The sequence below is a fragment of the Gracilibacillus massiliensis genome (assembly GCF_001458115.1).
Classification (GTDB): domain Bacteria; phylum Bacillota; class Bacilli; order Bacillales; family Amphibacillaceae; genus Gracilibacillus; species Gracilibacillus massiliensis.
Window position 1 is genome coordinate 269384 of the sequence record NZ_CZRP01000010.1, and the last position, 26821, is coordinate 296204.

At 34.0% G+C, this 26821-nt stretch carries 16 protein-coding genes; all 16 read right to left on the reverse strand.

Annotated features, from left to right (window positions below; all coding sequences use genetic code 11):
• Positions 1-311 precede the first annotated feature (311 nt).
• Positions 312-1277, reverse strand: coding sequence for a DUF3800 domain-containing protein (locus BN3107_RS03445; RefSeq protein ID WP_077065042.1), 966 nt, complete (start codon positions 1275-1277; stop codon positions 312-314).
• 186 nt (positions 1278-1463) lie between these two features.
• A complete protein-coding gene (locus BN3107_RS03450; protein ID WP_058306247.1) occupies positions 1464-1784 on the reverse strand; it encodes a hypothetical protein in 321 nt (106 codons plus the stop codon).
• Positions 1785-2630: 846 nt separating this feature from the next.
• Entirely contained in the window at positions 2631-3155 is a 525-nt protein-coding gene (locus BN3107_RS03455; protein WP_058306248.1) for a hypothetical protein, read from the reverse strand.
• Positions 3156-3769: 614 nt separating this feature from the next.
• Positions 3770-5407: a chaperonin GroEL gene (gene groL, locus BN3107_RS03465; protein ID WP_058306249.1), complete on the reverse strand. Its 1638-nt coding sequence runs from the start codon at positions 5405-5407 to the stop codon at positions 3770-3772.
• A 65-nt stretch (positions 5408-5472) separates the two neighbouring features.
• On the reverse strand, positions 5473-5757 hold the full coding sequence (gene groES / locus BN3107_RS03470) for a co-chaperone GroES (protein ID WP_058306250.1): 285 nt from the start codon (positions 5755-5757) through the stop codon (positions 5473-5475).
• Positions 5758-6028: 271 nt separating this feature from the next.
• On the reverse strand, positions 6029-7810 hold the full coding sequence (locus BN3107_RS03475; RefSeq protein WP_058306251.1) for a dihydroorotate dehydrogenase: 1782 nt from the start codon (positions 7808-7810) through the stop codon (positions 6029-6031).
• Between the two features lie 325 nt (positions 7811-8135).
• Positions 8136-8918: an ATP-binding protein gene (locus tag BN3107_RS03480; protein ID WP_187370990.1), complete on the reverse strand. Its 783-nt coding sequence runs from the start codon at positions 8916-8918 to the stop codon at positions 8136-8138.
• Between the two features lie 106 nt (positions 8919-9024).
• Positions 9025-9783 carry an AlbA family DNA-binding domain-containing protein gene (locus BN3107_RS03485; protein ID WP_058306253.1) on the reverse strand — a complete coding sequence of 253 codons (759 nt, stop codon included), beginning with the start codon at positions 9781-9783 and terminating at the stop codon, positions 9025-9027.
• 1235 nt (positions 9784-11018) lie between these two features.
• Positions 11019-13073 (reverse strand): glycosyl hydrolase 115 family protein, encoded by a 2055-nt coding sequence (locus BN3107_RS03490; RefSeq protein ID WP_058306254.1) that lies wholly within the window; start codon positions 13071-13073, stop codon positions 11019-11021.
• A gap of 20 nt (positions 13074-13093) precedes the next feature.
• Entirely contained in the window at positions 13094-13708 is a 615-nt protein-coding gene (locus tag BN3107_RS03495) for a YesL family protein (RefSeq protein WP_058306255.1), read from the reverse strand.
• A gap of 69 nt (positions 13709-13777) precedes the next feature.
• On the reverse strand, positions 13778-14617 hold the full coding sequence (locus BN3107_RS03500) for a carbohydrate ABC transporter permease (protein ID WP_058306256.1): 840 nt from the start codon (positions 14615-14617) through the stop codon (positions 13778-13780).
• 2 nt (positions 14618-14619) lie between these two features.
• The gene (locus BN3107_RS03505) at positions 14620-15516 is read right to left on the reverse strand and encodes a carbohydrate ABC transporter permease (RefSeq protein WP_058306257.1); all 897 of its coding nucleotides are present in this window, start codon (positions 15514-15516) and stop codon (positions 14620-14622) included.
• Between the two features lie 64 nt (positions 15517-15580).
• Entirely contained in the window at positions 15581-16912 is a 1332-nt protein-coding gene (locus tag BN3107_RS03510) for an ABC transporter substrate-binding protein (RefSeq protein ID WP_058306258.1), read from the reverse strand.
• 287 nt (positions 16913-17199) lie between these two features.
• On the reverse strand, positions 17200-18801 hold the full coding sequence (locus tag BN3107_RS03515) for a response regulator (protein WP_058306259.1): 1602 nt from the start codon (positions 18799-18801) through the stop codon (positions 17200-17202).
• Between the two features lie 63 nt (positions 18802-18864).
• Positions 18865-20583 carry a sensor histidine kinase gene (locus BN3107_RS03520; RefSeq protein WP_058306260.1) on the reverse strand — a complete coding sequence of 573 codons (1719 nt, stop codon included), beginning with the start codon at positions 20581-20583 and terminating at the stop codon, positions 18865-18867.
• A 215-nt stretch (positions 20584-20798) separates the two neighbouring features.
• Positions 20799-26582, reverse strand: a complete 5784-nt coding sequence (locus BN3107_RS03525; protein WP_058306261.1) for a glycosyl hydrolase 53 family protein — start codon at positions 26580-26582, stop codon at positions 20799-20801.
• Positions 26583-26821 lie beyond the last annotated feature (239 nt).

Consider the following 26821-nt stretch of genomic DNA (forward strand, 5'->3'; position numbering starts at 1 on the left):
AACATTTTAAATAAAAATAAAGGGTGCTTATTGCACATCATTACTACCGCCTAAGACTAACTAAGCAAATATATAAATAAAGTTAGACTTATCAAGAAGTTCGCGTCTGTTAATCTTCCACTTATCTTCTTTGCTATAGCTCGAATCTCTCCTTTAGGGTATTACGGACGTTGCCCCCGTGATAAAGGTTAATGGATCTCATCTATAAATTCAGCAAAAGCCAAAAGCTACTCAATAGCTATTACAACTAATGAGTAGCTTTATTCAATTTACCTGATAATATAGCTAATTTAAGGTTTTAGAAATACGACTTAGAAAATTTTATCGTAATTTTGCATAATGAATGAATTTCTTCCTTTTCCATTAAGTTGATCAAGATATCCAAGCAACATTCTTAATTGATTATTTTTATAACACATTCTTGTTCTTATATCCCTAGTAGTGTCCCTAGGCCTTCTTATATTTATAATTTTTGTCATTTCATTAAGATCAAATTGCGTTTTAAAAGCCATAAATTGTGATAAATACTCTGAAATATTAACTTTATGAATAAAATCTTTTTGTCCATCCCACTCAAAAATATTGATTTGTTTTTGAAATAATTCTATATTATTTTCTTCAATAAGAAAACGATAAATAAGATCACTCTTAATAATTGGCTTATCGTCATTAGTATTTAAATATGACTTTTCCATTAGAAAGACTATAATTCCCATAAATAAATCAACTATTTGGAGTGGAATAGATGTATGTGATTCTTGATACCAAGACTTATTCACATAGTATTTCATACCACGGTAAATGGCATGTGCATTCATTTGCTGTTTTAATTTTGAATATACTCTCATTCTTCCATACTCTGGACTGTGATCAACTACAATCTCAACGGTTCTAAAATCATTTGAAAGACCTCTAGTTAAACCATAAAAGAGCCTTTCTGGAATTTTAACATAAAATAAATTACGTAATTCTGTAACCGTAATATCAGCATTTCTAGCAAAATTAAATGCAGTATCATTATCTACGACGAATATGTTAATGTGTAAGTTTGTGTTTATTAAATGGTGTAAACAATATATGTAGGGAGCGATATCCTTGTCATTATTATATTCCGTAAAGTGGTATTCACTTTTCTTACCAGTACTTGTTAAAATTTTGTTTATATCTGCTACTATACCATCACATTTAGATTGCTCAACCCCATATGCGCCATAGTAAGAATATTTTTTCTCCGCATCTAATTTATTTGATTCATCGAAAAAGATATTGTACTTCAAAACATCACCTTCTTGACTAACAATGAATATTTGTTTATAATTTACGTATAGTATGACATGTGATACTTCCAATCACCGTTTTGATAGGGAGTTTTTAAAGAAGAGACCACCCAGTCACCGTTTTGACAGGAGTGGTCTTTTACTTTATATATTTCCTCCACTCTGTAATACCCTTCTTAAAAATATCTACATAAATACAACATCTATACTTTTTTGTTTTTTTGCTACTTCCAAGCAGTTTTGTATGAACTCTTTAATCTGACGAATATCCCAATCATCATATTCTTCTGTTGCCACGGTGCCAAAAGTCTGTTCAAATTCATGTAAGGCTTTCTCTAACTCTTGCAAAGAAAAAGTACATCTACCACCTATGCCACTAACCCCTCCATTATATTCATCAGCATTCAATAAGTCATATAAAATAAATGCATTTACATTTCCCATGCTAAAACGAGCATAAGCTATTTGTTCTCCTTTTTTATTTATACCGTATATATCATGCCCCATTTATATCCCTCCTTAGAATTTTATAATTAAAAATATAACATTATGGAAACGCATTCATTTTTGGTGTAAAAAAACAGAAAAATTCCGGGTGTATATACTTACATTTGAGAAGATTATAAGATTTCCTAAAAGAAAGGGATAAATATCACAAGAGTGCTGCCAATTAAGAGGTGTGTGAGGAATATATATCTAGTTTTCCATAAAATTCTGTTTTTGTAAACAGTCATTAATTCGACAAAAACATAATAAAATTTTACTACATTTTAGAGTCTTACTAAAATCTCACATTAGATATTAAAGAATAAGAGACTTCTCCTAAGTATTATCTCGGTAGAAGTCTCTTTTATAATTCAAAATATTAACAATTAATGTTTTGTTAACAAAATAACTCTTCTATTAAAAGAGTTTGAGCAACTCTTACATCATGCCGCCCGTAAAATGAGAGTGTGTAATATCGTTAACGAGAGGTACGAAAAGTGCGGTAAAACGTTTTGGATATTGTTGACTGTAACATCTATAACAGGGATTTACCGCTTTTTATGGGATTACGTTAGCAAAATGTTAGCATTCTTTTTAAGAGACTTTAAAATCAGTTGAGTAGATACAGTTACACTTTTTATCAATTATGGAAGGAAAGCAATCAAAATAGAGATACTTAATTTAAATGGATTGTAGCAATGACTCATGGTATATTATAAGTGAAGAATCCAACTATGGTTTATTGTGATTTCTGAACAAAGGATGTATATATGCTCATGCCTAGCGCACATATGAGACCCTCAAACTATAATGGATTAAGGGTCTTGTAAAATAAACTTACAGCTTTTTTATGAATCAGCTTTCGCTCTACTCATTTACGATTATTTCTTGTAATAATCCCATCTGCTTAACCACTTCAATATCGTTAATAAAATTTTGCAAACTAACTTTAAACTCATTATTCTCTAAATCTTTTGAGTAACCGCGGCATAAGTTTAATATACTGTTTAACTTTTCTCCCGAACCGGCAATAAAAAATGTTGTAAGTATTTGATCATTTTCACTTGCAAGTACAACAACAGTTGCCATTTCTAGTACATATTCTATATCTTCGTCTGAAATAGTTCTAGTTTTCTTTTTGGGGCTGTTAAATTCATAACTATAAATCGAATGAATTCTTCCCTCAAGCAATTCAAGTATTGCTTTTTTACTGATTACGTAAACGCCCTTAATCAGCTCCATTTCCGGAGCATATGGATCATCTAAAATGAATTTTATACGATTATCTTCTTTAGAGATTTCTATTCCTTCAAAATAATATTCTAATATATAATCTACATCTTTAATTTTCTTAGGAGGGAATAGTTTCCCTAAATAATGATTTTTCCCCATACTATACATCCTTTATCAATTAAATTAATAAATTACCAGAGTTTTCCCCCACCATAGAATGAATGGGTACCATATTCATAAGGATGATAATGTGCAAACGTACGCTTTCCTTTTTTAGCTGAATGTGGTTCATCATATCGATATCATCCAGTTGAGGAAGCACCTTTTGCAATACTAAGTGCGTTTGATGATCCAATACTCCAGGTATCTAATCCCCTTTTCAACCTAGCAATAGCCTTTGTTTTAGATCTACCTGGTCCAACCCATATCCCCAAAGAATTTGATGTTCTCATTGCTTCATAATGCACATTACCTTTTATTTTTTTGTATTGCTATTCGTCACCTTACCAGCTACCCATAAAGCACCTGACTTTAATGAAAGAAGTCCTTTAGCAGCCAAATATATAAGTGTAGTAGCTCCGACACTTATAGCCAAAAGTTGAAGCAAACTTGCAGTAGCCACTACTCCTAGAACTGGGATCCAATAACATAAAAAGACTACCCCCTTAAATTTTAGGAAGTAGTCTATACTTTAGAAAAAAATAATTTACATGACTGGTTCACAAAAAGGGCAAAATTAGCCTTAACTATTTCTCAAGATGAAGGATTAACTCCTACATCATTCCACCCATTCCAGGCATTCCGCCGCCCATTCCACTCATGTCAGGAGCAGCTCCACCTTCTTCTGGAAGGTCAGCTACTACAGCTTCAGTAGTTAGGAACATTGCCGCTACAGATGCTGCGTTTTGTAGTGCGGAACGAGTAACTTTTGTTGGGTCTACGATACCTGCATCGATCATGTTTACCCATTCGCCAGTTGCTGCGTTGAAACCAATGCCTACTTTTTCACCTTTTAGACGTTCTACAATGATAGAACCTTCAAGACCAGCGTTAGCTGCGATTTGACGTACAGGCTCTTCTAGTGCACGAAGAACGATGTTAACACCTGTTGCTTCGTCATCTTCAAGGTTTAAGCCTTGTACTTGTTTATATACGTTAAGTAGTGCAGTACCACCACCTGAAACGATACCTTCTTGAACTGCTGCACGAGTTGAGTTTAATGCATCCTCAATACGTAATTTGCGTTCTTTTAATTCTGTTTCAGTTGCAGCACCAACTTTAACTACTGCTACACCACCAGCTAACTTAGCAAGGCGTTCTTGTAATTTTTCTTTATCGAATTCAGAAGTAGTTTCCTCTGCTTGAGCACGGATTTGAGCAACGCGAGCAGAAATTTGCTCTGGATTACCAGATCCTTCAACGATTGTAGTATCTTCTTTTGTTACAACAATCTTAGAAGCGCGACCTAGTTGCTCAATGCTAGTGTTTTTAAGTTCTAATCCTAGATCTTCTGTAATTACTTCTGCACCTGTTAACGTTGCAATATCTTCTAGCATTGCTTTACGACGGTCACCGAATCCAGGCGCTTTAACAGCTACTGCATTGAATGTTCCACGTAATTTGTTTACTACAAGTGTTGCAAGTGCTTCGCCTTCTACATCTTCAGCGATTAATAGTAGTGGCTTACCTTGTTGTACAACTTGCTCAAGTACTGGTAATACTTCTTGGATATTGTTGATTTTCTTATCAGTGATTAGAATGTATGGATCTTCAAGTTCTGCTTCCATTTTATCCTGGTCTGTTACCATGTATGGAGAAGCATAACCACGGTCAAACTGCATACCTTCTACTACTTCTAATTCAGTATTGAATCCTTTAGATTCTTCAATTGTGATAACACCATCGTTACCAACACGCTCCATAGCTTCAGCGATTAATTGTCCAACTTCTTTATCACCTGAAGAAATGGAAGCTACTTGTGCAATAGAATCTTTTCCTTCGATTGGTTTAGAGACTTTACGAAGTTCTTCTGTAGCAATTTCAACCGCTTTTTCGATACCGCGACGTACGCCAACTGGGTTTGCACCTGAAGCAACATTTTTAAGACCTTCTTGGATCATTGCTTGAGCAAGTACAGTTGCTGTAGTAGTACCGTCACCCGCTACATCGTTTGTTTGAGATGCTACTTCTGATACTAGTTGTGCACCCATGTTTTCGAATTTATCTTCTAATTCAATTTCTTTAGCAATTGTTACACCATCGTTTGTGATTAGTGGTGAACCATATTTTTTATCTAATACAACGTTACGACCTTTTGGCCCTAATGTTACTTTCACTGCATTTGCAAGAGTATCTACCCCGCGAAGCATTGCGCGGCGTGCGTCTTCACTAAATTTTAATTCTTTAGCCATTGTTAAAAAACCTCCTTAAAATTATCAAAAAGTTATGCTATTTATCGTTAATCTCTCCGCTTTATTTAGCTTACTACTGCTAAAATGTCACTTTCACGAAGAATTAAGTATTCTTTGCCATCGTATTTAACTTCTGTACCAGCAAATTTTGAATAAATGATAATGTTTCCTTCTTCTACTTCTAGTGCAATTTTTTCTCCGTTGTCTGTTACACGTCCAGAACCAACAGCTACAACTTTACCCTCTTGTGGTTTTTCCTTCGCAGAATCTGGAAGAACAATTCCACTCGCTGTTTTTTCTTCTTGCTCTACAAGCTCAATAATGACACGATCACCTAATGGTTTTAGCATCTCTTTCGTTACCTCCTTGAATTTCTCATTCATTATTTTTAATTATTAGCACTCATCAACAACGAGTGCTAACACAATTCTTATAATAATGAAATCTGAATTTTTTTGCAAGTATTTTAATAGTAATTTGGTAAATTTTTTTCTACTATCGAAAAACACCCACATACTTCTATGTGTAGACGAACTAGTTCCATTTTATTCTAAATATATGTTAAAATACATTCTACTTATATTTTACTTTTTCAAAAAGAAGCAAGAGAACCCTCTCCTATTAGTCATCATCCCCTTTATGAAAAAAGGAATAGGTAAGGACAAGACCACCGATGTAAAGCAAAATAGCAAAGTATGCAGGAAGTAAATGAATGAATGTTGTATAGCCAATAGCAATGTGGATGGATATAGCTGTAATAAATGCAGGTAAACCTCCTATTAAATAAGTCCACCACATCCACTTTTTCCCTTGTTGGAAGCCCCAAAGTGACAACATTAATACAAGAAGTCCCACACTCAGTAAAGCACTCCCAAATCCAGCCCGGTCATGTGCAATAACTGGAATCAGTCTGTCATTAAAAGATTGTAATTGTTCTGGTGACATGCATAAATAAAGGAGATCAGTTGGAACAAATACGGAAGTTACACCGTAAAGCGATATAACAATACCACCAATTACGAAAGAAAATCCTAATATAACAAATAGAAATTGCCCCCATACCGACCGTTTCCAAATCTGGTGATTTCTTTTGTTATTTGACGTAGGTGTTCCCGAAATACCCCTTGTAGAAAAAAATCCTTTCATATAAAAAGGTAGTAATACAAGCCAAAACAAAAGGTGTAGCCAATCAAAATAACCAAATCCAATAAATAAAAAAATTCCCAGAAATCCTAAAATAGCAGCTGCATCGGTAGCTTGTTTTGCCCACTTTATACCATATCTTATCCCGTGTTTCGCTAAATTCATATAGATGATCCCACCTGAGATCATTGTGCCAGCAAGAGTCATTCGATCATGGGCCATAAACAACATAATTCGCTTATTAAACCGAAAAATCTCTGTTTTTTTCATTCCTAGAAACGCTTCATCGTATGGCAGTATAATCGAAGTAACGCTAAATAATAAAGCTAATAGTCCACCGATACATATAAATAGACCAAATAACCAATAGTCCCACCAGCCTTTTTGTTGCTCGATCGGTAGTTCTTGTTTGGTTAACAATGCTTCATTAATGCGATTCGTTAATCCTGGACCTGAAAAAACATAACCATCTGCTAACAACACTAAATTAGCACCAGCTTCTATGATGTCTAGCGCGTGCTGTGGCTCTTGAATGCCACCTGAGGTAATAATTGTTTTCGAATAACCGCATTCCCTTATCTTTTTGATCTTCGAAATATAATCATCCACTTTGTTTTCATCAAAACAAAGTAAAATTCCTGAAAATTCACTGTGCAACTCAAAAATAGCCTCCTCCCATTTTTCAGAGGAAATTGCACAGTAAATTGGCTTAGATGTAAGTGAAATTAAGCTTTGTTCCTTATGATCAATTATAAAACCATCCGCATAGGGGTCTAGTGTTAGAATTAATTTTTTCACTTCGCTAACTGTTCCTGACAGTCGTAGGAATATCGGTTGTTTCGCCTCTATACTTTTAAGCTTGTTGACAGTTGCTTGAAGACCTAATGATCCCTGATCACTCGGGAATTCAATGAATTGATTTTCTGTATCAACCAAGGGGATCTGTACACAATCCTTGCGCTCTAATGTAATCGGTCCAACTTCCAAGAACCCAAAACCAAGATTGGTGAAAGCCTTAGTTCCCGTTAATAATGGATCTATTTTTCCAGAAAGTCCAACAGGATTTGCAAATGTAATTCCATCTAGTTGTCGCGAAAGTGCTGGAGAGCTTTCATGTCTTCCTAAAAAGTTAATAATATGGGGGCCAAAAGGAATGGAAGCTATTTTACTCATGCCTCGATGAATAAATTCCCTAGATGTATAACTAGATAACCTATGTAGTATTGGTTTAAAAATGGTATGATACGACCAATCCGGCATACTTCATCCCTCACCATTCTAACTAATTGTAAGTCTAGTGTAACATGTTATAGAAGGACGGACACCGGAACAGATAACCACCAGTCTGAACTGGTGGTTTTGATTAATGTTTTTGAATAAAGGAATATTGAACATATTATCAACTTTCACTTAGTCCAAATTACAATTTATTCAATCGTTTTATATATATTTCAATGTGGTCTACTCGGTTCAGTTTTTCACTTTGCAGTCCATTTGATGTTTCAACCTTTGAGTTTGCGGTCCATTTGCGGTCCATTTGCGGCCCAAATACAGCCTATGAACTTCCGTTTATATTTTATCTTGTCTATTTTAATACATAATGACTAGCACGTGATCTACCAACTAAAACAATTAAACCCTCATCTCTTAGCTGTTGCAAAATACGTTTACTACTAGTTGATGAAAAGCCACATAAACTTTCAACATCAGGGCGTGTTATCTTTTTATTATTTCTCAAATAATCTAGAATCATTTGTTTTGCTTGTATTTCATCAAAATCTTTATCTTTCGTATATTGAATTGTCTCTCCCAGACTTTCATATACACGATGAGTAAACATGTATTTATTTCTTGATGACCTTTGAAGTAGGTTTTTCTTTTGTACAAGTTTATTTAAAACATTTACTGCAGACTGAGTGGTGATTTGCGCTACCTCTGCCGCCTTTTGAACTGCGATGGTTTTTTCTCCCTTTACTTTCTTTAATATACAAATTTCTGATACTGAAAAATCACCACTTGCTTCTTGTTCGTTTGTGATAAATCGCAAAAAATCGATATCCTCTAAATTACTTCTCAGAGTAAGACTTACCGCTTCAGAATAAAGGTTATATTCAGGAGCAGATTTTCCTGAAGATAGCATATCCTTAAATATAATATCCACCCCTTGACCAGACCGTTGTACATATTTCAATTTTTGCAGTGTTTCCGCTATTAATTTATTTCTTGGAGAAGATGGATGAGTGATGATATTTGTACTATCAACTCCGGCTGGAAACGCCCCAGGATTTTCTATAATAATTTCAGTTGGATAAAACTTCACAAAAATCGATGCATTACTTTCATAATCACGGTGAGAAATGGCATTCAATAATGCCTCTTGAAATACATTTATAGGATAATCTTGTACTTCTAATTTAAAGAGACCCATTTGAATATTTCGAATACCATTTCTGTCTTCGAAAAATTGCTGAATTCTATCTACAACCTGAATAATAGGAAATAGGAAGTTTTAATTCTAAACGCTTATTGTATTCAGTCTGATCCTCATTATATGTAAGAAGAATAATCTCAGATTGGGGCATGTATTTTGCAATAGCTTCTTTCGTCCCTACAAATAATAAACCAGCAACTGTTAATTTCATTTCAGAGTCTACTAATTCTATTAACCGTAAGTCTTTCAAAAAACTTATGTTATCTGATTGATATAAAGTGGATTCACTATCTCTAGCTTGAATTTTTCGTTTTAACCGTTCTACTTCTGTAAAGTCTATATCATTCTTTGTTGCAGGTACAATAACTTTTGCCGAATAGTCCCCTTCAAATCCTTTTATTTTATTGGAAGCATACTCTGACGGATAGAATGGTTTAGTGTTTTTACCTAATCTTTTATATACAACACCTTTAGAAGTAGCCACAATATCGGGAGATTTCTCAACAGTTATTATCAAAATATCTTTACCTTCTATATTTGATACATCAATATCAGTAAATAAATTCGGCATCGTTTTATCATATATACTTTCAATTATCTTTTGTTCATCATAATAATCACACCCAGTGATTTCACCATTATCTTCTACACCGACTAGTATTGTACCGCCATCTGTATTAGCAAATCCTACAGATTCATTTACTAAAATATTAATCAGATCTTTTTTATTAGGCACTTTTATCCAGCTTTTAAATTCAACATGTTTTGATTCACCATATTGAATGATTGCGTTTAAATCCACTAGTTAACCTCCCATCCATACAAAGATCCTAACTTTCATAGAAACCCCCACCAGAATTAGTGAGAATTTATTAACTAAGATGTTCATAATATAAATTCAATATAGAAAAATAATATATATCACACAATCTTTGACTATTTTATTCTTAAAGTACTGTTTTTTCAATAAACAATACCTCAATATTTTATCCAATGAGAAATAACATTATGCTAATCATGACTGGACAACATAGTATATCTATAAGTAATAAATCATCTTCAACTGATAAAAAGTCACTTATATCATAACATATCATCTGGATATATATGGTGTAATAGTAATTATTTCATTTAAAATGGTTTTCTCAACTTTCTAAGTTTACTAAGATACCTACTTATTAAAATGCAAATGAATAGTTAATCCTATCACGAATAATTATATCAACCCTGTTATACCAATTGCAGAACGTTTTGGAAATGCACCAGGAATGATTTATAATGTGTACGGTCATGTCTTTAAGGAATTAGAAGAAGAGAGTGTCAAATTATTTAGCAGTAGTTAGAAGAAAGTAGGGCTTAAATTGGGGCTAACTCTCAATGAACATGTCTCAACCCCAGTGTTTATAAGGGAATCTAGAATTAGTTTATGTTAAAATACATACTACTTTTATTTTGCATCAGAAAGCAAAACATCTATTAAAACATTGATAAAACAGTCTTTAGGTCACTTATACAAATATGTTAGCATGCAAAATAATGCAATAAAATGAATGTATTAGGGGCTAAGTGGGGCTGATTTGGGGCTAATAACTATAGCGTGGGCAGATGGATGTGAAGGAAAAAACCTCTCACAGAATAATGTAAGAAGTCAGTGTTTCATTGATTAAAAGCATGAACCAAAAAAGATTCATGCTTAACCTTTTAAAGAAAACCCTAACCATTCACCAACAAAATATTTACCTAGTAGAATTCACAAGTGACGCATTGGCCACTTGTCCGTTCTAATGTAAATTTGGCTATTGTATAAGTTTTGTAATATTACCATTCCCAGTTCGAGTATCCAATTCTACGTTATTGATATAATTTCATTGAGATTAGTCATCCGGAATGAGATCATGGTGAACACCTACAACTATTTTCAAGTCATAAAAACACCTTCTGAATTTGCCATACCCTGGGTTAAGTCTGCTTTTAATACAAAAAATAACTTCGACAAATGGTATATAGTATACGGCAAGTAATAGAAATTCTGAAAAGTTATAAAAACAAAACTGGTTCTAACCTTTTGGCTAGTTCATCATCAGTTAAAGGGTTTCGGTGGGTATTTTCTAAATAGATATGTTTTTCTTTCTCTTCCATCAAATACTCTTTGTACCAAGCAAAAAAATCAGGACTATCCCCATGCATTCGGATGAATTTCCTTAGTGTATCGACATTTTTAATAGTACTATCTACATTAGTTAACCAATCAGCCTTGTAGAAGTTTTCCCATTTCCCATGTTCAGATGCTCGCATCGCCTCGTATCCTTTGCGGTAGTTCCATAATGCTTTGGAAGCATACACAAATGCTTCAGGATATTTTTTTTGATTAAAGTATTCATATGCAGTACAGACATCCATAATACCTTTACAGCCGGATTCATGTAACTTTACTTGAATAATAAACTGATCCGAAAATCTTTGTTTATCCTCATCTTTTAGTTGATCCTTTATTTTTTCGCACTCTCTCCTTAATTTCTCCCATGCACCTAAGTAAGACTCACAAACTTGTTTAAACCATTGCACTTGCTCAGGAAAAGTTTTTTCTCCTGTAGCCCAATTTAAAGAAATCAATTTTTGATCTGATTTTCCTTGCATCCAATGACCAATAATCTTTCTCACAGGATGGTGGTAAAATTGTTCTCCTGCCCGATTATCTTCATGTTTTCCATACAAAATGGTACATTGAAAATACTGATCATATAATTTCATTAAATCTTCATGATGTGTAGCATACATTCTTTTCACAAAATTCCCCAAGTGAGAATGCGTGTTTATTGTTCCTTCATTCCATATATCAGATACTAGATCGAGCGGATACAAATGCATACGAATATTCCCAGCATTTATAAGAAAATAATCATCTCCTCCGTACTCCATTACATTCTCTAGTTCATGTTTAATTATATTCGGAGATGCTGGAAACATAGTCAAGTGATTGGAGGCTTGTAGGTCATGAAAAGTTACATGATAATAGATACCTTGTTTTCCTTCTGAACCTCCTTCTGGCATAGAGGGTATTCGAAAATCTTCATTGTTATTTCGACGAGAAACCATCTTGCCATACCCATTATCTGCCCATACTTTTATAACTCCTTCTGGCAACTTGATGTGTCCGTTTTTATAAAGTTCAGAAATCTCCCCATAAAGCGCTACACAACATTCGGGGTTTTTTACATGTTTTTTTACCATCTCTAACTGTCTATGGATAACCTGTGAAATTAACCGGCCTCTTTTTTCGGGTGTGTCATAGCTTGGGTCTTGTTTCCAGAATGGTTCATCACCTTGTCCTCGAAAGGATAATACCCAAATGATCTTCTTATCTTTTTGTTTTTGTATAGCTTCTTCCCATAAAGATTCATACAACTCTGGATAAAGAGTATAACTCGCTTGCTTATCCGGAAATTCACGTTTAAACATTTCTGCTCCAAGTGGCTCTGCATGATGATGGGTAACCCATAACCCTAGTTCGGAAGCCAAATCAAAATGAATTCCATTGCGTGGCAAATCAGTTCCTGGAATAACCATATTTCCTCCACACCTTAGTAGCGCTTCAAAAACAGGGAACCAAACTTCTTTTGTGGGTGGATATTCTTTTTTCCATCCAATTAGACAAACTTCATCATTTAAAAACCAGCCTCGATAACGTACTTTCGGTTGTTTAGATGTGAATTTCTTCATTGGGATAGAAACATAATCTATCTTCTCAATTGGCAAATCAGCCCAGAACCAAAATGGATCAATTCTCAAATATATTTTGCTAACATATAAAATTCCATAAATAACTCCTAACTCGTCACTTCCTCTTATATGCATCGTTTTCATTCCATTTATATTAGAAAATGTAATAATAAATTGTTCCCACTTTTCTTTTTTTGGTTCCACTACATAGTCAATGTCTATTACAGTATTGTCATTAGCTTTTATCTTTGCTGAAGAATCTAATCGCTTGTCCATATCTCTTTTAAGCATATCTATTGCATATTGTACAGGGATTGAAAGTTTCTCATTTGATCGAACTTTTGTAAAATAATTTAGTACAAACTCTTCCATTTTAAGACCTCCATTTTCATTCATTGTATATGCATGTTTTGTTTCTTATGAATTTTCAAAAACGCTCGGTGTGCTGGCATCATTAAAGCAACACAAATAACACCCATACTAAAAAAGATTGCTAATCCTTGGAAATTCCATAATATATATAGTATACCTAACAATCCTAATAACATTGTTAATGTCGATAGGGGATTCAATAACATAATAAAAAAAGCACTTTTTAGGGTTTGAAATACCTTCATGTCATAATATACATACACTGGATAAACATAAATTGTTGTCAGTACGAATAAAATTAAAATAAACAGAAAAGGAATTGTCAATAAAGTTACATATTGATTAGGAGCAAGCGTAATAAATAAAAAATCTAAATATAATATATATCCAAAAAGTAAAAGAACATAACCTAAAATATTTGCCTCTTTAAATGATTGACGATACGCTAGAAGAAAATTACTGAAAATACCGATGTCAGTATCTCCTGTTATCCATTTACGAGCAATCGTGAATGCGGCAGCGGTTGCAGGGAATATCCCGACTACTATAATTCCAATCACTGTAAACAAGATCCATAATAAATTCAAATACGCTATCTTTGTAATCCATATCAATGCTTTATTTAAAGCTTCCAATTTAAATCACACACCTAAAATAGTAATAGAGGCAATTACTCAACTTCTTGTAATCACCTCATAAAGAATTTATCCTTTCAATCCACTCGTACTGATGCCATCAACTACATAACGCTGGAAAATGAAAAAGATAATAAACACTGGTATTAACGATACTACTGACATAGCAAACATTGCTCCCCAATTTGAAGCGGTCTCATTGCTTAAGAACATATTCAATGCCATAGATACGGTGTATTTTGAAGGGCTATTTAAATATAACACTGGCCCAAGCAAATTATCCCACGTCCAATAAAAAGTAAAGATAGCAGTAGTAGCAAGCGCTGGCACGATTAAAGGTAAAATGATTCGGTAATATATTTGGAATGTATTACAACCATCAATCGTAGCAGCTTCATCTAACTCTCTTGGAATCGTACGAATAAACTGAACGAGTAAGAAAATAAAAAATGGATGTCCGAAATAGGCTGGAACAACTAATGGTTTTAAAGAGTTTAACCATCCTAATTCAGCAAAAATGATATACTGCGGTATCATAACAACTTCGTAGGGTAACATTAAAGTCATAATCATAATTGCAAACCAAAAACTTCTTCCTGCAAATTTTAACCGTGCAAATCCAAACGCAATCAAGGAACAAGAAATGATATGGCCTATTAAGACCAGAATAACAAAAATAACGGTGTTGTTAATATTTGTTCCAAAACTGTAATCTCCGAAGCCTTGCCAACCTTGTACATAATTGCTTAATACAAAGGGATCTGGTATCAATGAATCAGCTGTAATAAATATTCTCTGACTCACCTTAAAAGAACTCATGATCAACCAAATTACTGGATACAATAACAGAATAGCAAATCCACCTACAAGAACATGATATATAATTTTCCTCATATTTTTTGTTTGCATGATTATCTGCCTCCTTCTGATTCATAGTGAACCCAATATTTTGATGATAGAAATATAAGAGAAGTTAAGATCGCAATGATAATTAACATCACCCATGCCATTGCCGAGGCATAACCCATATTAAAGAACTCAAAACCTTGCTTAAATAAGTAAAGGGAGTAAAGTAAGGTTCCATCTAAAGGTCCCCCAGTACCTTTGGAAATAATAAAAGCTGGAACAAAAGTCATGAACGCTGCAATAGTTTGCATAATTGCGTTGAATAAGATTACTGGACTTAACATTGGAAGGGTAATGTTCACGAATTTCTGTAAATAACTACCACCATCAACACTAGCTGCTTCATAATAGCTTCTAGGAATTGATTTTAAACCAGCCAGGAAAATTAACATAGAAGAACCGAATTGCCAGACAGATAAAAAGATCAGCATCCATAGAGCAGCTGTAGGATCACCAAACCATCTAATAGGGTCAATCCCCATAGATAGTAACGCCAGGTTAACAATCCCCTCATCTCCAAAAATATTACGCCACATAATTGCTACCGCTACACTTCCACCTATTAATGATGGTAAATAATACAAAGTACGGTATAGACCTACTGCACGGGACGCTGTATTTAATAACATTGCGACGATTAAAGCAAATGCTAACCTTAAAGGAACCCCTACAAAAACATATATAAAAGTAATTTTAAGAGAATGTATGTATCTCGGGTCAGATGTAAACATTTCTTTAAAATTTTCTACACCAATCCATTGTGGTGTTGTAAACATGTTATATGATGTGAAAGAAAAATAAAGTGAAGATACTATTGGAATGATTGTAAAGGCTAAAAAGCCAATAATAAAAGGTCCAATAAATAGATATCCCCATAGATTCTGTGTTATTTTTGTTTGCATCTCTAAAGCTCCTTTATCTTATTAAAATAATAGCTGATCTATAAAAGATCAGCTATCTATCTAATTAATTAGATCCCAAAATACTTTCCGCTTGAACTCTGAAATCTTCAGCAGCCTCATCTGGGGTTACTTCACCATAAATAATTTGTTCAGCAAGACGTTGCAGAGCACTTATAACCTCGCCAGCACCAGATGGATCAGGACCTCCCATTGGTGAACTATTTTCTTCTACCCAACTAATGTAATCAAATACTTGTGCCTGTGCATCAGGTACCTCATTACTAAGCTCTTCTTTGATTACAGAAGAAACCGGAATACCACGATCAGCCATAATCAATTTATTTGCTTCTACATCATTTACAAAGAAATCGATAAATTTAGCAGCCATTTCTTTATGATTCGAATTTTCTGCGATTGAGAATAACATACTAGGTTTAAGATATAACCCTTTTGTATCCTCAGAAGCTGCGGGTGGGTTTGTTAATGATAAATCCAAGTCAGTTAACTCTTGAGTCCCAGGAAACTGAGTCGCCCAACCAATTCCTCCTAGACCTTCACCTTTAACTAGCGAAGAATCTTCTGGTCCAGTTTGTTGCGCTACTTCATCTGGAGTTGGACCAGCACCTAAATCAACCAATTCTTTTTGCATTGTAAAGTAATCTACAAACAATTGATCATCATCATAAGCAAGACCACTTCCATCCTCCGCAAATAATTTTTGTCCTTTAGTTCTAAGATAGTAATCAAAACTTACTTGGGTTTCACTAACACCTGCTCCACCTTCATAACCCTCTTCTGCAGCGGTTTTAGCAATCTCCTCAAAGTCATCCCATGTCCAATCTTCGGATAATTCTACTCCAATTTCCTCAGCTATAGCAGGATTATAGAAAAAACTAGAAGCTGTAGTACCTACATTAAAACCATGTATTCCACCATTAACTTCTCCACCTGATATAACTGAATCGGCTATATTGTCTACGTTTATCTCTTCACCGATGAATGGAGTCAGGTCAGTTATTTGATTATTAGCGGAGTACTCAGATATATAAGATAAATCCATTTGAATAATGTCTGGAAGTTCTCCAGCAGCAGCCTGAGGAGCTAGTTTTCTCCAGTAATCATCCCAACTAGCGTATTCTGCTTCAATTGTGACATTTGGATTTTGTTCTTCAAATAGTTCGATTACCTCTAACGTGTAATTTGCTCTATTTTGTTCACCCCACCATGCAAATCTTAAAGTGATTTCTTCATCCTCACTTTCTTCTGCCTGATTATTGCTATCCTCTTCATTATTACTGGTTTGATTGTCTTGTTCATTTGAACCTTCACTGCTACTGCATGCTGCTAACCAAAAAATCATAGAAATAGTTACTAACAACAACAAAAATTTCTTCATAATTTTCCCCTCTTTCGTTTAGTTTTTTTAGTGTGATAGCGATTTAACCGTTGTAATGTTACAGACCTCTGTCACTATTATTTGGTTTTTAACATTGGAATAATATAGATAAATTCCGAAGAAACTACTTAATTTCTTACTTCTATTAAAAACAATCCTCCTCTCTTTTATTGTAAGTACTCATTTTTGTATAACGCTTTCATTTAATACGTTATATATTTATCATAACGAAAGTTATTCTTAATCATAAGACATAAAAAATTAATGTGTATAATAAGATTTTAATATTATTTGATATTTCGAAATCTCTCTCGACATTCCTGAGGAGTAATACCAAAATAGGTCTTAAACAATTTACTAAAATAAGGTGGGTTGTGGAAACCACACTGTTCTGAGATCTCAAAAATTTTGATATTTGTTGCCAGTAGTAGCTCTTTCGCATTATCCATCTTTCTTCTATGAATAAAGTCACTTAGGTTTTCATTAGTTCTTTTTTTGTATACTGTAGACAAATAAACTGGATGGACACCGACATGTTCAGCTATTGAATTTAAAGTAGCATCTGCTATGTTGCCTTCCACATATTTTTGCACTCTTTCGATAATTTGTTGCTGACTCTTTCCTTCTGTTGAGCTATAAATTAATTCAATATCATTAATTATCTCTAAAGACCAAGTAATAATATGTTCAATATCTTTAAAATAATATGGACCTTGCAACATATCTAAATTACTTCCTATTAGTTCGGATAACGATTTTTCTTTCATATGAGCAAAATGGGTAAACGCCTGAAGCACTGTATAAAACAACTCATTCTTATGTTCTTCTGTTTCCATTGTATTATCTATAAATTGATTAACTCTACTTAACTTTTCTTTAGCATCCTTCCATCTACCTAATTCTAATAGTTGGCCAAATGTCGGGGAGGTGGATAAGCTTTTAAGTGTATTAGGTCGTTGTTGTTCCAGATTTTCATCAATTGAAATAGAGGTTAAACTGTTCTTAGGTGTTTTCCAAAATTGATTCAGGGCCTTCTCGTAGATTGATACTATATCGGTTGGAAACACACCTGTCTGACTGATTAGAATAGATACCTCCCCTTTTAAGAAGGTATACACATCCTTTTTAAACTGTTCTAAAGTTTCTATTAGATGACTGTGGTTTTGATCTAGATCTTTTAGATTCTTTGGCTTTATTAAGTAAATTAATGTTTCAAATTGATCATTTCCTTGCCAATATTCAAAATCATCTCTTAAGAAGTCATTCATTAGGTTAATAATGGCATATTTGTAGATGGATCGATCCACTAATGAAGAATCTACGAACCATTTCTCTAATCGAATAAAAATCTGAACAAATTTATCATCCTTAGTAAAAGCAATTTTATAATTTTCTAGTTTAGTGACTAAGTCTTTTTGGATGTTAACCTTTCTCAATAACACATCATTTAACAATTGTGAGCGTAAAAGTGGCAAATGCAACTTAAAATTATCATGACTACTCTCTCGTTCTTTCTCCTCTTGTAATTTTCTTGTGCTTTTGTTAACTACTTCAATTAATTCATCATCTCTAATCGGCTTAATCAAATAATCCACTACATTATATTTTATTGCTTGTTGAGCATATTCAAACTCCGTATATCCTGACAATATTATGCATTTTATATTAGTATGATTCTGATAAATATGCTTACTTAATTCAATACCATCCATTCCAGGCATACGTATATCTGTTACTACAATCTCAATTTTATTTTCTTTTATAATTTGTATAGCTTCAGTTCCAGAGTACGCTTTTAATATGTTGTCTATCTTACATTCATTAACCAGTGTTTGCTCTATACTTCTCAATAACATTGGTTCATCATCAACTAGCAATATTTGAGTCATATTAATTCCTCCGTTTAAAGTAAACTATGATTAGAATGAGGTTTCAAAACTTTCTCACCGTGGTCAATTTTTTCTGTATTTCCAGCGGAATTCCACGCATAAACCACCATACTTTGAATGTGAAAATGTAAGTCCAGAACCTTCTCCAAAATGATATTTAAGTCTTTGATGCACATTTTGCAATCCAACTCTTACCTCTTCTTTGAATGGGGCATCTAAATTAGCTTGCATTCGTATCAGTTTATCCTGAGAGACCCCTCTACCATTATCCTCAATGGTAATTTTGTTGAAATTATCATCCATAGAACCTGTTACTTTAACCCATCCATCACCCATGTGCGTTTCTAACCCATGGACAACTGCATTCTCAACGATTGGTTGAAGTGTTAATCTAATAAATTCTTTTTGCCGCATATCATTAGGAATATCGATATCAAACTCCAATCTTTCAGATCTGATTTTATATATTTCTAAATAATTTTCGATCAGTTCAATCTCCTCTTGCAGAGTTGGATTTTGATTTTCCACATCTGTTGTATATCGATAATAATCTGCGAGATGATATGTCATTTTGATTGCAGAATCTGTTGCTCCTACTTTTGTACAGCTTGATATAAAGGATAAACAGTTATATAAAAAATGGGGGTTTATTTGTGATTGTAATTGTTTAATTGATGCTAATCTGGAACGATTTTGTTCCTCGTAAATATTTTCAATTAAGTACTGAATTTTTGCACCCATCTGATTAAAGCTAGAAATTAAATAATCAAATTCATTATTATATTTATTTTTTATTCTGAATGAATAGTTACCTAATTCAAATCCTGAAAGACCTTTTATTAATTGCATAATTGGGCGCTGGACATTTTTATAAAGCAAAAACAATGAAATTATTGTTAATATTAGTAGCGCAGATAGACTAATAATAAACAGATTTCTACTCTCCAATATCGGCATCATTACTTTTTCAATTGGCGTATAGTCAATTAAATAAGTATTTGATACAGGTAAATAAAGATAACTAACTTGATAATTTTCTCCGCTATGATTGTACTCAAATTGGTGATAATTCTCGTCTGTATAATTTGTCCGTAATATTTTTTCAACTATGTTTTCATTTATTTCTTTATTTTTCATTGGCGTCTCTATGTAGTCACCACTGCCAGTGTAAACAAATAAATCACCAACATCGTTTGTGCTATTTTGCATTAAAAGTTCCTTTATATTCTTGGAATCAAATCGTATTTCGATAATTATATTTTCTTCCTCAGGATTACTCTTTTGTGAATGAAATTTTGTATATAGAAGACGGAAGTATGATTCTTTTCCTACTTCGTAATACTCCCACTCACCATAATTCCCCTCTAAAAACAAATTATTTTTATTGATTAAGGTGGAGGTGGAGATTACTCTATTTAAATCAGAAAAATAAACAGATATCTCCGTATCAAATGGATTAGAGAATATTTGAAGGAACATTTTTTCCTTGAGTTGACGTTGGCTATCAACCCTCAAGTAAGGATCTTCTAGCAACACACTACTTTGCAAAAGCGCAACTGATAAGTCTTGAGACAAAGAACTAGGAACAAGAGACAACCTTTCTAGGCTGTGTTCCATTTGTTCCTTTAAGTAGGAAAGTTGATTTTTTTTATTGTTCATCATTTCTTCTCTCATTGTAGAGACGCTTGTTTGATAAGAATAGGAATGTAATATGACAATAGGAATGATTAATAATGCAATAATAATAGTAATTTTCACAAAAAAAGATTTTTTCTTTTTCATCAACCCCAACCCCTTAATGATTCTATTTATTAAACTCTTGTTGTTCACTTAAAAATAATTAAGTTTATTATACGCTAAAATCTACATTCATCTATAAGGAGATTGGACATTGTTAAAACAATTCATATATAAATAAAAGAAACCTCAGTTAGTGATAAGGTAAATAGAATCACTAACTGAGTACAGTTCAACTAAATAACAAAATCCACTTCTTCTTAAGACTGCATTCTCTTCTTGATGTATATAACAGATACTCCAATGATTATAAGAATAGCACCCAATAAAATCCAATTAAATAAGTTGGTTGCTGTATCTGGAAGTTTATCTTTCTCATTTTCTTGATTATTTTTCTGATTCGTTTCTTGATTGTTATCCACTTGGGGATCTTCCTCATTAGTTTGATCTTGATTTTCCACTTGTTGATCTTCTTCATTAGTTTCATCTTGATTATCCACTGGTGGATTTTCCTCATTATTAGCATCATCTGTTTCTTCAGCAAAAACACCGTATATTGAGAAATGTGGTACTTGTAATCTAATCGTACCTTTTTCAGCTTCTCCTCCTCGATGTTCCCATTCACCAGTTTTTTCATTAAGGTAGTAGATATTAATCTCATCTGCAGAGTAATTGGACGAATCGTATTCTAAAACTAATGTAAATTCTCCATTAGGCTCATTTCCAATTGGATAGTCAAATTCAAAGTCAAATAGGTCCCCTGCTCTATTTAGGCCCTCATATGTTAAATCAACCTCTTTAACTATTAATGTAGTGCCGGTTGGCAGATCATTAGGCAGAGTGATTTTTGAACGACTTCCTTCGATGGTAATAATGGAACCTGCCTCTACTGAAATTTTCTCCTCAATGCCAATTTCAATTGTCTTCTGTTCATCATTTGGGTCTTCATTCATAGATTGTAAAAATACATCAATAGCAGATTTTAATTCACCTATAGCCACATCCACTTCATCTTGTGTTATCTCAGAATTATCGAGAATCATTTGAGATTCTTGAATTACTTGCTCTAGTGCATCAACTGCAGTTTGTGGATATTGTCCTGTAGAATCCCCTATCTCAGATTCATCAAGATCAGCTTGAGCTGACTTAATAATAGTCTCTAATTCTGTTTTGTCTACTTCTGGCGATTTATTTACAGTATTTTTAAAATCTGATACTGATTCTTCTAATGTAGCTCTTGCTTGATTTATTTCTACTTGCTTTAAATCGTTTTTATCTAGAATCAATTGCGCTTCTTGAATAGCCCCTTTTAGTGCTTCAACTGCCGTTTTTGGGAACTGACCTGGTACCTCTCCTATCTCAGCTTCATCAAGAAGTGTTTCAGCTGTCTGGATAGCATTTTCCAATTCTGTTTTATTTACTTCTTCTTCAGGTTCAATAGTTAACTCAAGCTGTGTTTCAAATAAAAAACCACCCGTAAGGTCACTATAGGAATCAACTATTGCGCTAATATGAGTTGTTCCTGCTTGGTGAGTAGATACAATAAAACTATTATCTTCTGTTTTTTCAATGGTAGCGATTTCTTCATCACCCGATATCCAATAAATTGGTTTATAATCAGCTGTGGATTGAAACACACTCACTTCAAATTCGATAGTTTCCCCCTCAACCATTGTTATTTTCCCATTACTTGGGATCGGATTACCATCTATCCGTTCAATCGACATATCCTCCGCAATAATTGGTGATTTTATATCCACTGTTAGTTCTGCTGAAAGACCACTTTCAGACGTTGCTGTAATAATTGCTTGTTTTATTTCACCTTGCGAACCATCATGGGCATAAGTATTTATACTAACTTCTTTTCCGCTACCTTCTACTTCCGCCAAGGATGAATCACTAGTTTCCCATCTGATCTCCTCAATAATAAATGAAGGAGTTAACTCTGCAGTAATATCAAAGCTTTCTGTCATTACAACTGATTTATTAGACTCACTTAATACAAGTTCCGTTGGTTGTGTAATAAATTTTCCTTTTACTACAAAATCAACAATGGACTGCCAGTTTGTTTGATTCTCTTGGGTTGCCTCCACAATGGTAACTTTAATATACCTTCCTGTTACATCTTCTGGTAATGTATTAGAAACCGATTCAGAATCACTAAAAGAGTCTGTTTGATCGAACACTTCTTCGTATGTTGATCCATCATCTGAAACTTCAATAATATATTTTTGTAATGCCCAAAATTCCATATCTATCTGGTTAATTTCAGCTGTTTGTCCTAGATCAATCCACCAAGAGTTTGTGCCACTTGGCGTACCTGGTGACCATGCCGTGTCTTCATCAACATCATCCACAGCACGTGAAGGTGGGTGATTGGCATTTAGACTACTTGCATCTGTGAATTCCCCTCTTCCAATTTGTAATTCATCCGTTACTAATACTGTAGTTTCAGCTTTATACCCACCATCCACTGTCTCTACAGTTATCGTTGCCTCTCCTGCATTTTCAGCAATTACAAAGCCATCATTTGTTACTTTAGCAATAGTTTCATCTGAAGAGGACCATTCAACATTTGTATTATCAGCTACAGATGGAATAACTGATGCTTGCAATTGTTGATATTGACCAGCAATTAATTCAAGTTCTGTTAGATCAATCTCTACTCCTGTAACAGAAAGATCATCTGCTACTAAAACGTTAACGATTGTGGTTACTCCTCCATCTTCAGAAGTAATTGTTAATTCGGCTTCTCCATTTCCTACCGCTAAAACTTCTCCTTCATTTACTGTAAATACATTGGTATCACTTGACGACCATTCCAATGCTTTGTTAGTGGTATCTTCTGGAAAAACAGTGGCATTAATGGTTTGAGTATCACCTTTACGTAAGCCTATCATTTCCTGATCTATTTCAATTGTTTCAGCTTTTATCGGCACAACAGATATTGTTACACTATCAGATGCTTCACTATTTTCAACAGATGTTGCCGTAATTGTTGCTTCCCCTTCTGTTACACCTGTTATTTGGCCATTGTTATTAACAGTTGCTATCGATTCATCATTGATTGTCCATTCCAAATCAGGGTACGAAGCATCCTCTGGAAAAACAGTTGCTTCTAATTGCGCAGTTCGGTTAATACCAATAGTTGTAATAGAGGATTGAATTTCTACATTATCGACAGCAATTTTCGTAATTTCTAACATAAAACTCTCTTGAACATTCCCATCTGCTGATGAAATGGTTATTTCAGTGCTACCTTCTCTATTTGCGATAAGCGTTACATCATCTGTAACTAATGGCTGTTGGATGAGATGACCTGAAGTGACAGCTTCAACCGCTTCACCTAAAAATGATGCTACTTCTGGGTCAGAGGAAGTAAAGATCAAACGATTATCTGATGCATCATTTCCAATTTCAGCGTCTATATTAATGTGTTCACCAACAGTAGCTGTAATTAATTGATCAGAGACTTCAGGAGACTTAATAGTAAGGTCACTTGCCAATACTTGCTCATCTACTTTTACATTACGACTTGCAGTAAATCCCCCATCTTCTGTCTTGACAGTTATCGTTGATATACCTGGATTTACACCAGTTACAATCCCATGTTTATCTACTGTTGCTATCGATTCATCGCTGCTAGACCAACTGACATTTGAATACGTGAATTGTTCCACTGGTTTTATGGTTGGTACCAACCTCTGACTTTCACCTGTAACTAATTCTAAGTCTGCTTCATCCAGTTCTACACCTGTCACAGAAGTTGGTTCTACACTATAAGCATCTGCAGAATTGTGAGATACTTTCCCTGATTCTTCTTTTGACGAAGCTTTTCCACGCCATAAGTAAGCAAGCATACCATCCGAGACATGTCCATCGTAAGTAAATAGTGTTCTATTTTCCACTGTGTTTCCATATTCATTGTTACTCCCACCTGGAATCCAAGGTGAGAACCATTCATCATGACCTTCACCTTTACTCAACCACTCAGCTGCCCAATAGAAAAAACCTATTTCAGCATTATGTGGGTTAGGTACATCTCTGAATGCTTGCATATATTCAATCAGCCAATTATATTGTCCTCGCTGTGAAATTTCATAAAATTTATTACTAATATTACCGGAGACATTCATAGGAGAATATTGATTTCTCGTATGTGCAAGTCCAGTTTCTGAGAAAATCACATCTTTATCCTTCCAGCGATTTAAGTTATTTTTTAACATACTGACAATACTTCCAGTTTCACGACCACCATATAAAGAATAAGCTTCGCCGTCCCACTCTATATTATGTTCTTCCACATCTGCATACCAATTATTTGTATAATCCACATCATACCCATTATTCAAATGAAGGAATCCTCTAGTTGTAGGTGAAGCATCCTTTATCCCTTGATATGATGCATTGACCAATTTAGCGAAGCCTTCTTTATAATCAGACCATATCCTTCCTTCTGGCCATACTAATCCAGCGTTCTGCTCATTACCCATCTTGACTGTATCTGGAGTTACACCTTCATCAACCATAGTTTTGACAAAATCATAAGAATAATTATACATAGTTGTTTGTAATTGTTGTAGATCCTGATCAAACCATGCCAATGGTTTCCATGCTTTTCCCGCACTCATCCATTGATCACTATAATGGAAAGAAATTTCAAATTTCATACCTTGTTCTTTTGCACGTTTTCCTATTTCGATTGCTTGTTCCTTACCAAAATAACCTGGAATCATTGTTCTAGGATTTGTTTCTGTCCCTAAATGTTCAAGATCTCGAGTGTAAGTAATGGTATCCATTACCCTCGGCAAACCATCCATAACACCAGATCGAAAATCTTCCCAATCCTCATCTGTAAATTCTGTTTCATCATAGATATAATTTCCCGCTTCCACAAAGAACATTGAGGTAACTGCATTTACACCTCTATTACGGATAATATCAAAAAAGTCTTGCTCAACTCCATTTGCTTTATATTTTCCTCCAAAATCTTCAACAATCGGTAAATAAGAAACATCTACCCCTTTGGTGACCGTTTGATCTAATTCGAATAAATCAATACTATCTACATATCCATTACCTGAACCACCATTCGTTCTTTCCAAATAAATAGTAGCTGTTGTTTCATCTGATCCAGTACTAAAAGCAACAGGTAACAAAGAATAGTTCGTAGTTGTTGACGGAGCTGAACGAGTTTCATTAATTCCTTCTACTCCAATATTTATACGATCTGATTCACTACTCACTTTCGCTCTTACTGTTGCAATGTATTCTGTATTAGGTTTTACTTCAACAGTTTGAGAAATGCGGGATTCTGATTTTAATTCTGTAGCGTATTCACCAGCATCAACGTTTTCATCTACAACATCTGCATCACCGGTAACCGACCAACCATCTGTATTTCCACTTTCAAAATCCCAGTTAACTAGTGGATTATTGTCTGAATGTTCTAAATTAAATTCAACATCATCGACTTCAAGGGTTGTGCCTTCTACTGCATCTTTTAAATAAACACCTATGGTAGCTTGTCCGTTATATACAATGACATTTCGCAATACTACATGATTCCAATCTGATGAATCGTCAGCAAATAAGTTAATAAATGCACGCATTTCTGGGGCACCCGTATCTTTTGCTTCCAAATAAGCAGCTTCCTGTTGAGAACCACTGTCCGGATCAGGATTTGATGTCCGAACTTTAAGAGAAACCGTATATGTCCCCTGTTCTAATCCAGTATGAAATTGATAAATACCAACACTTGGGTTACTAAAGTCTCCCGCTCTTTCAGAAGACTCTAGCTTTACAGAATATTCACCACTATGACCTTCAGATTGTGTCGTTACATCTCCAGCCTCTGTAATGGTGTTCCAGCCATCAGGTGTTAAAGTAGTTTCTTCATCTTCTTCAAAACTGGGATTATTAATAATATTGTCAGTGGTTGCTAATACTTGATGAGTTTCTATTCCGGGGTATGGTGACATAAATAAAATAATAACAAAACAGATAAATAATACATAATGGTGCTTTTTCAATTGTATGTCCATTTTTGATTTTTTCCTCCTTATATTAGCACGCCTTTATTCTAGAGTGATTTTCCTATTTCCTATGTTTTAAAAAACATATTTTGTTTTCATGTAGCAACCCCCTTCAGACAAATTAAACGCTTTCATATTTTGCCTTCATAATAATCTTATCTAATCAAACTATAAGTAATAAGTAAGAAAAAATTAAGAAACATGTTAAAATTTTAATCTTTTACCTGTTTGGTGTTAGGTACAATGAA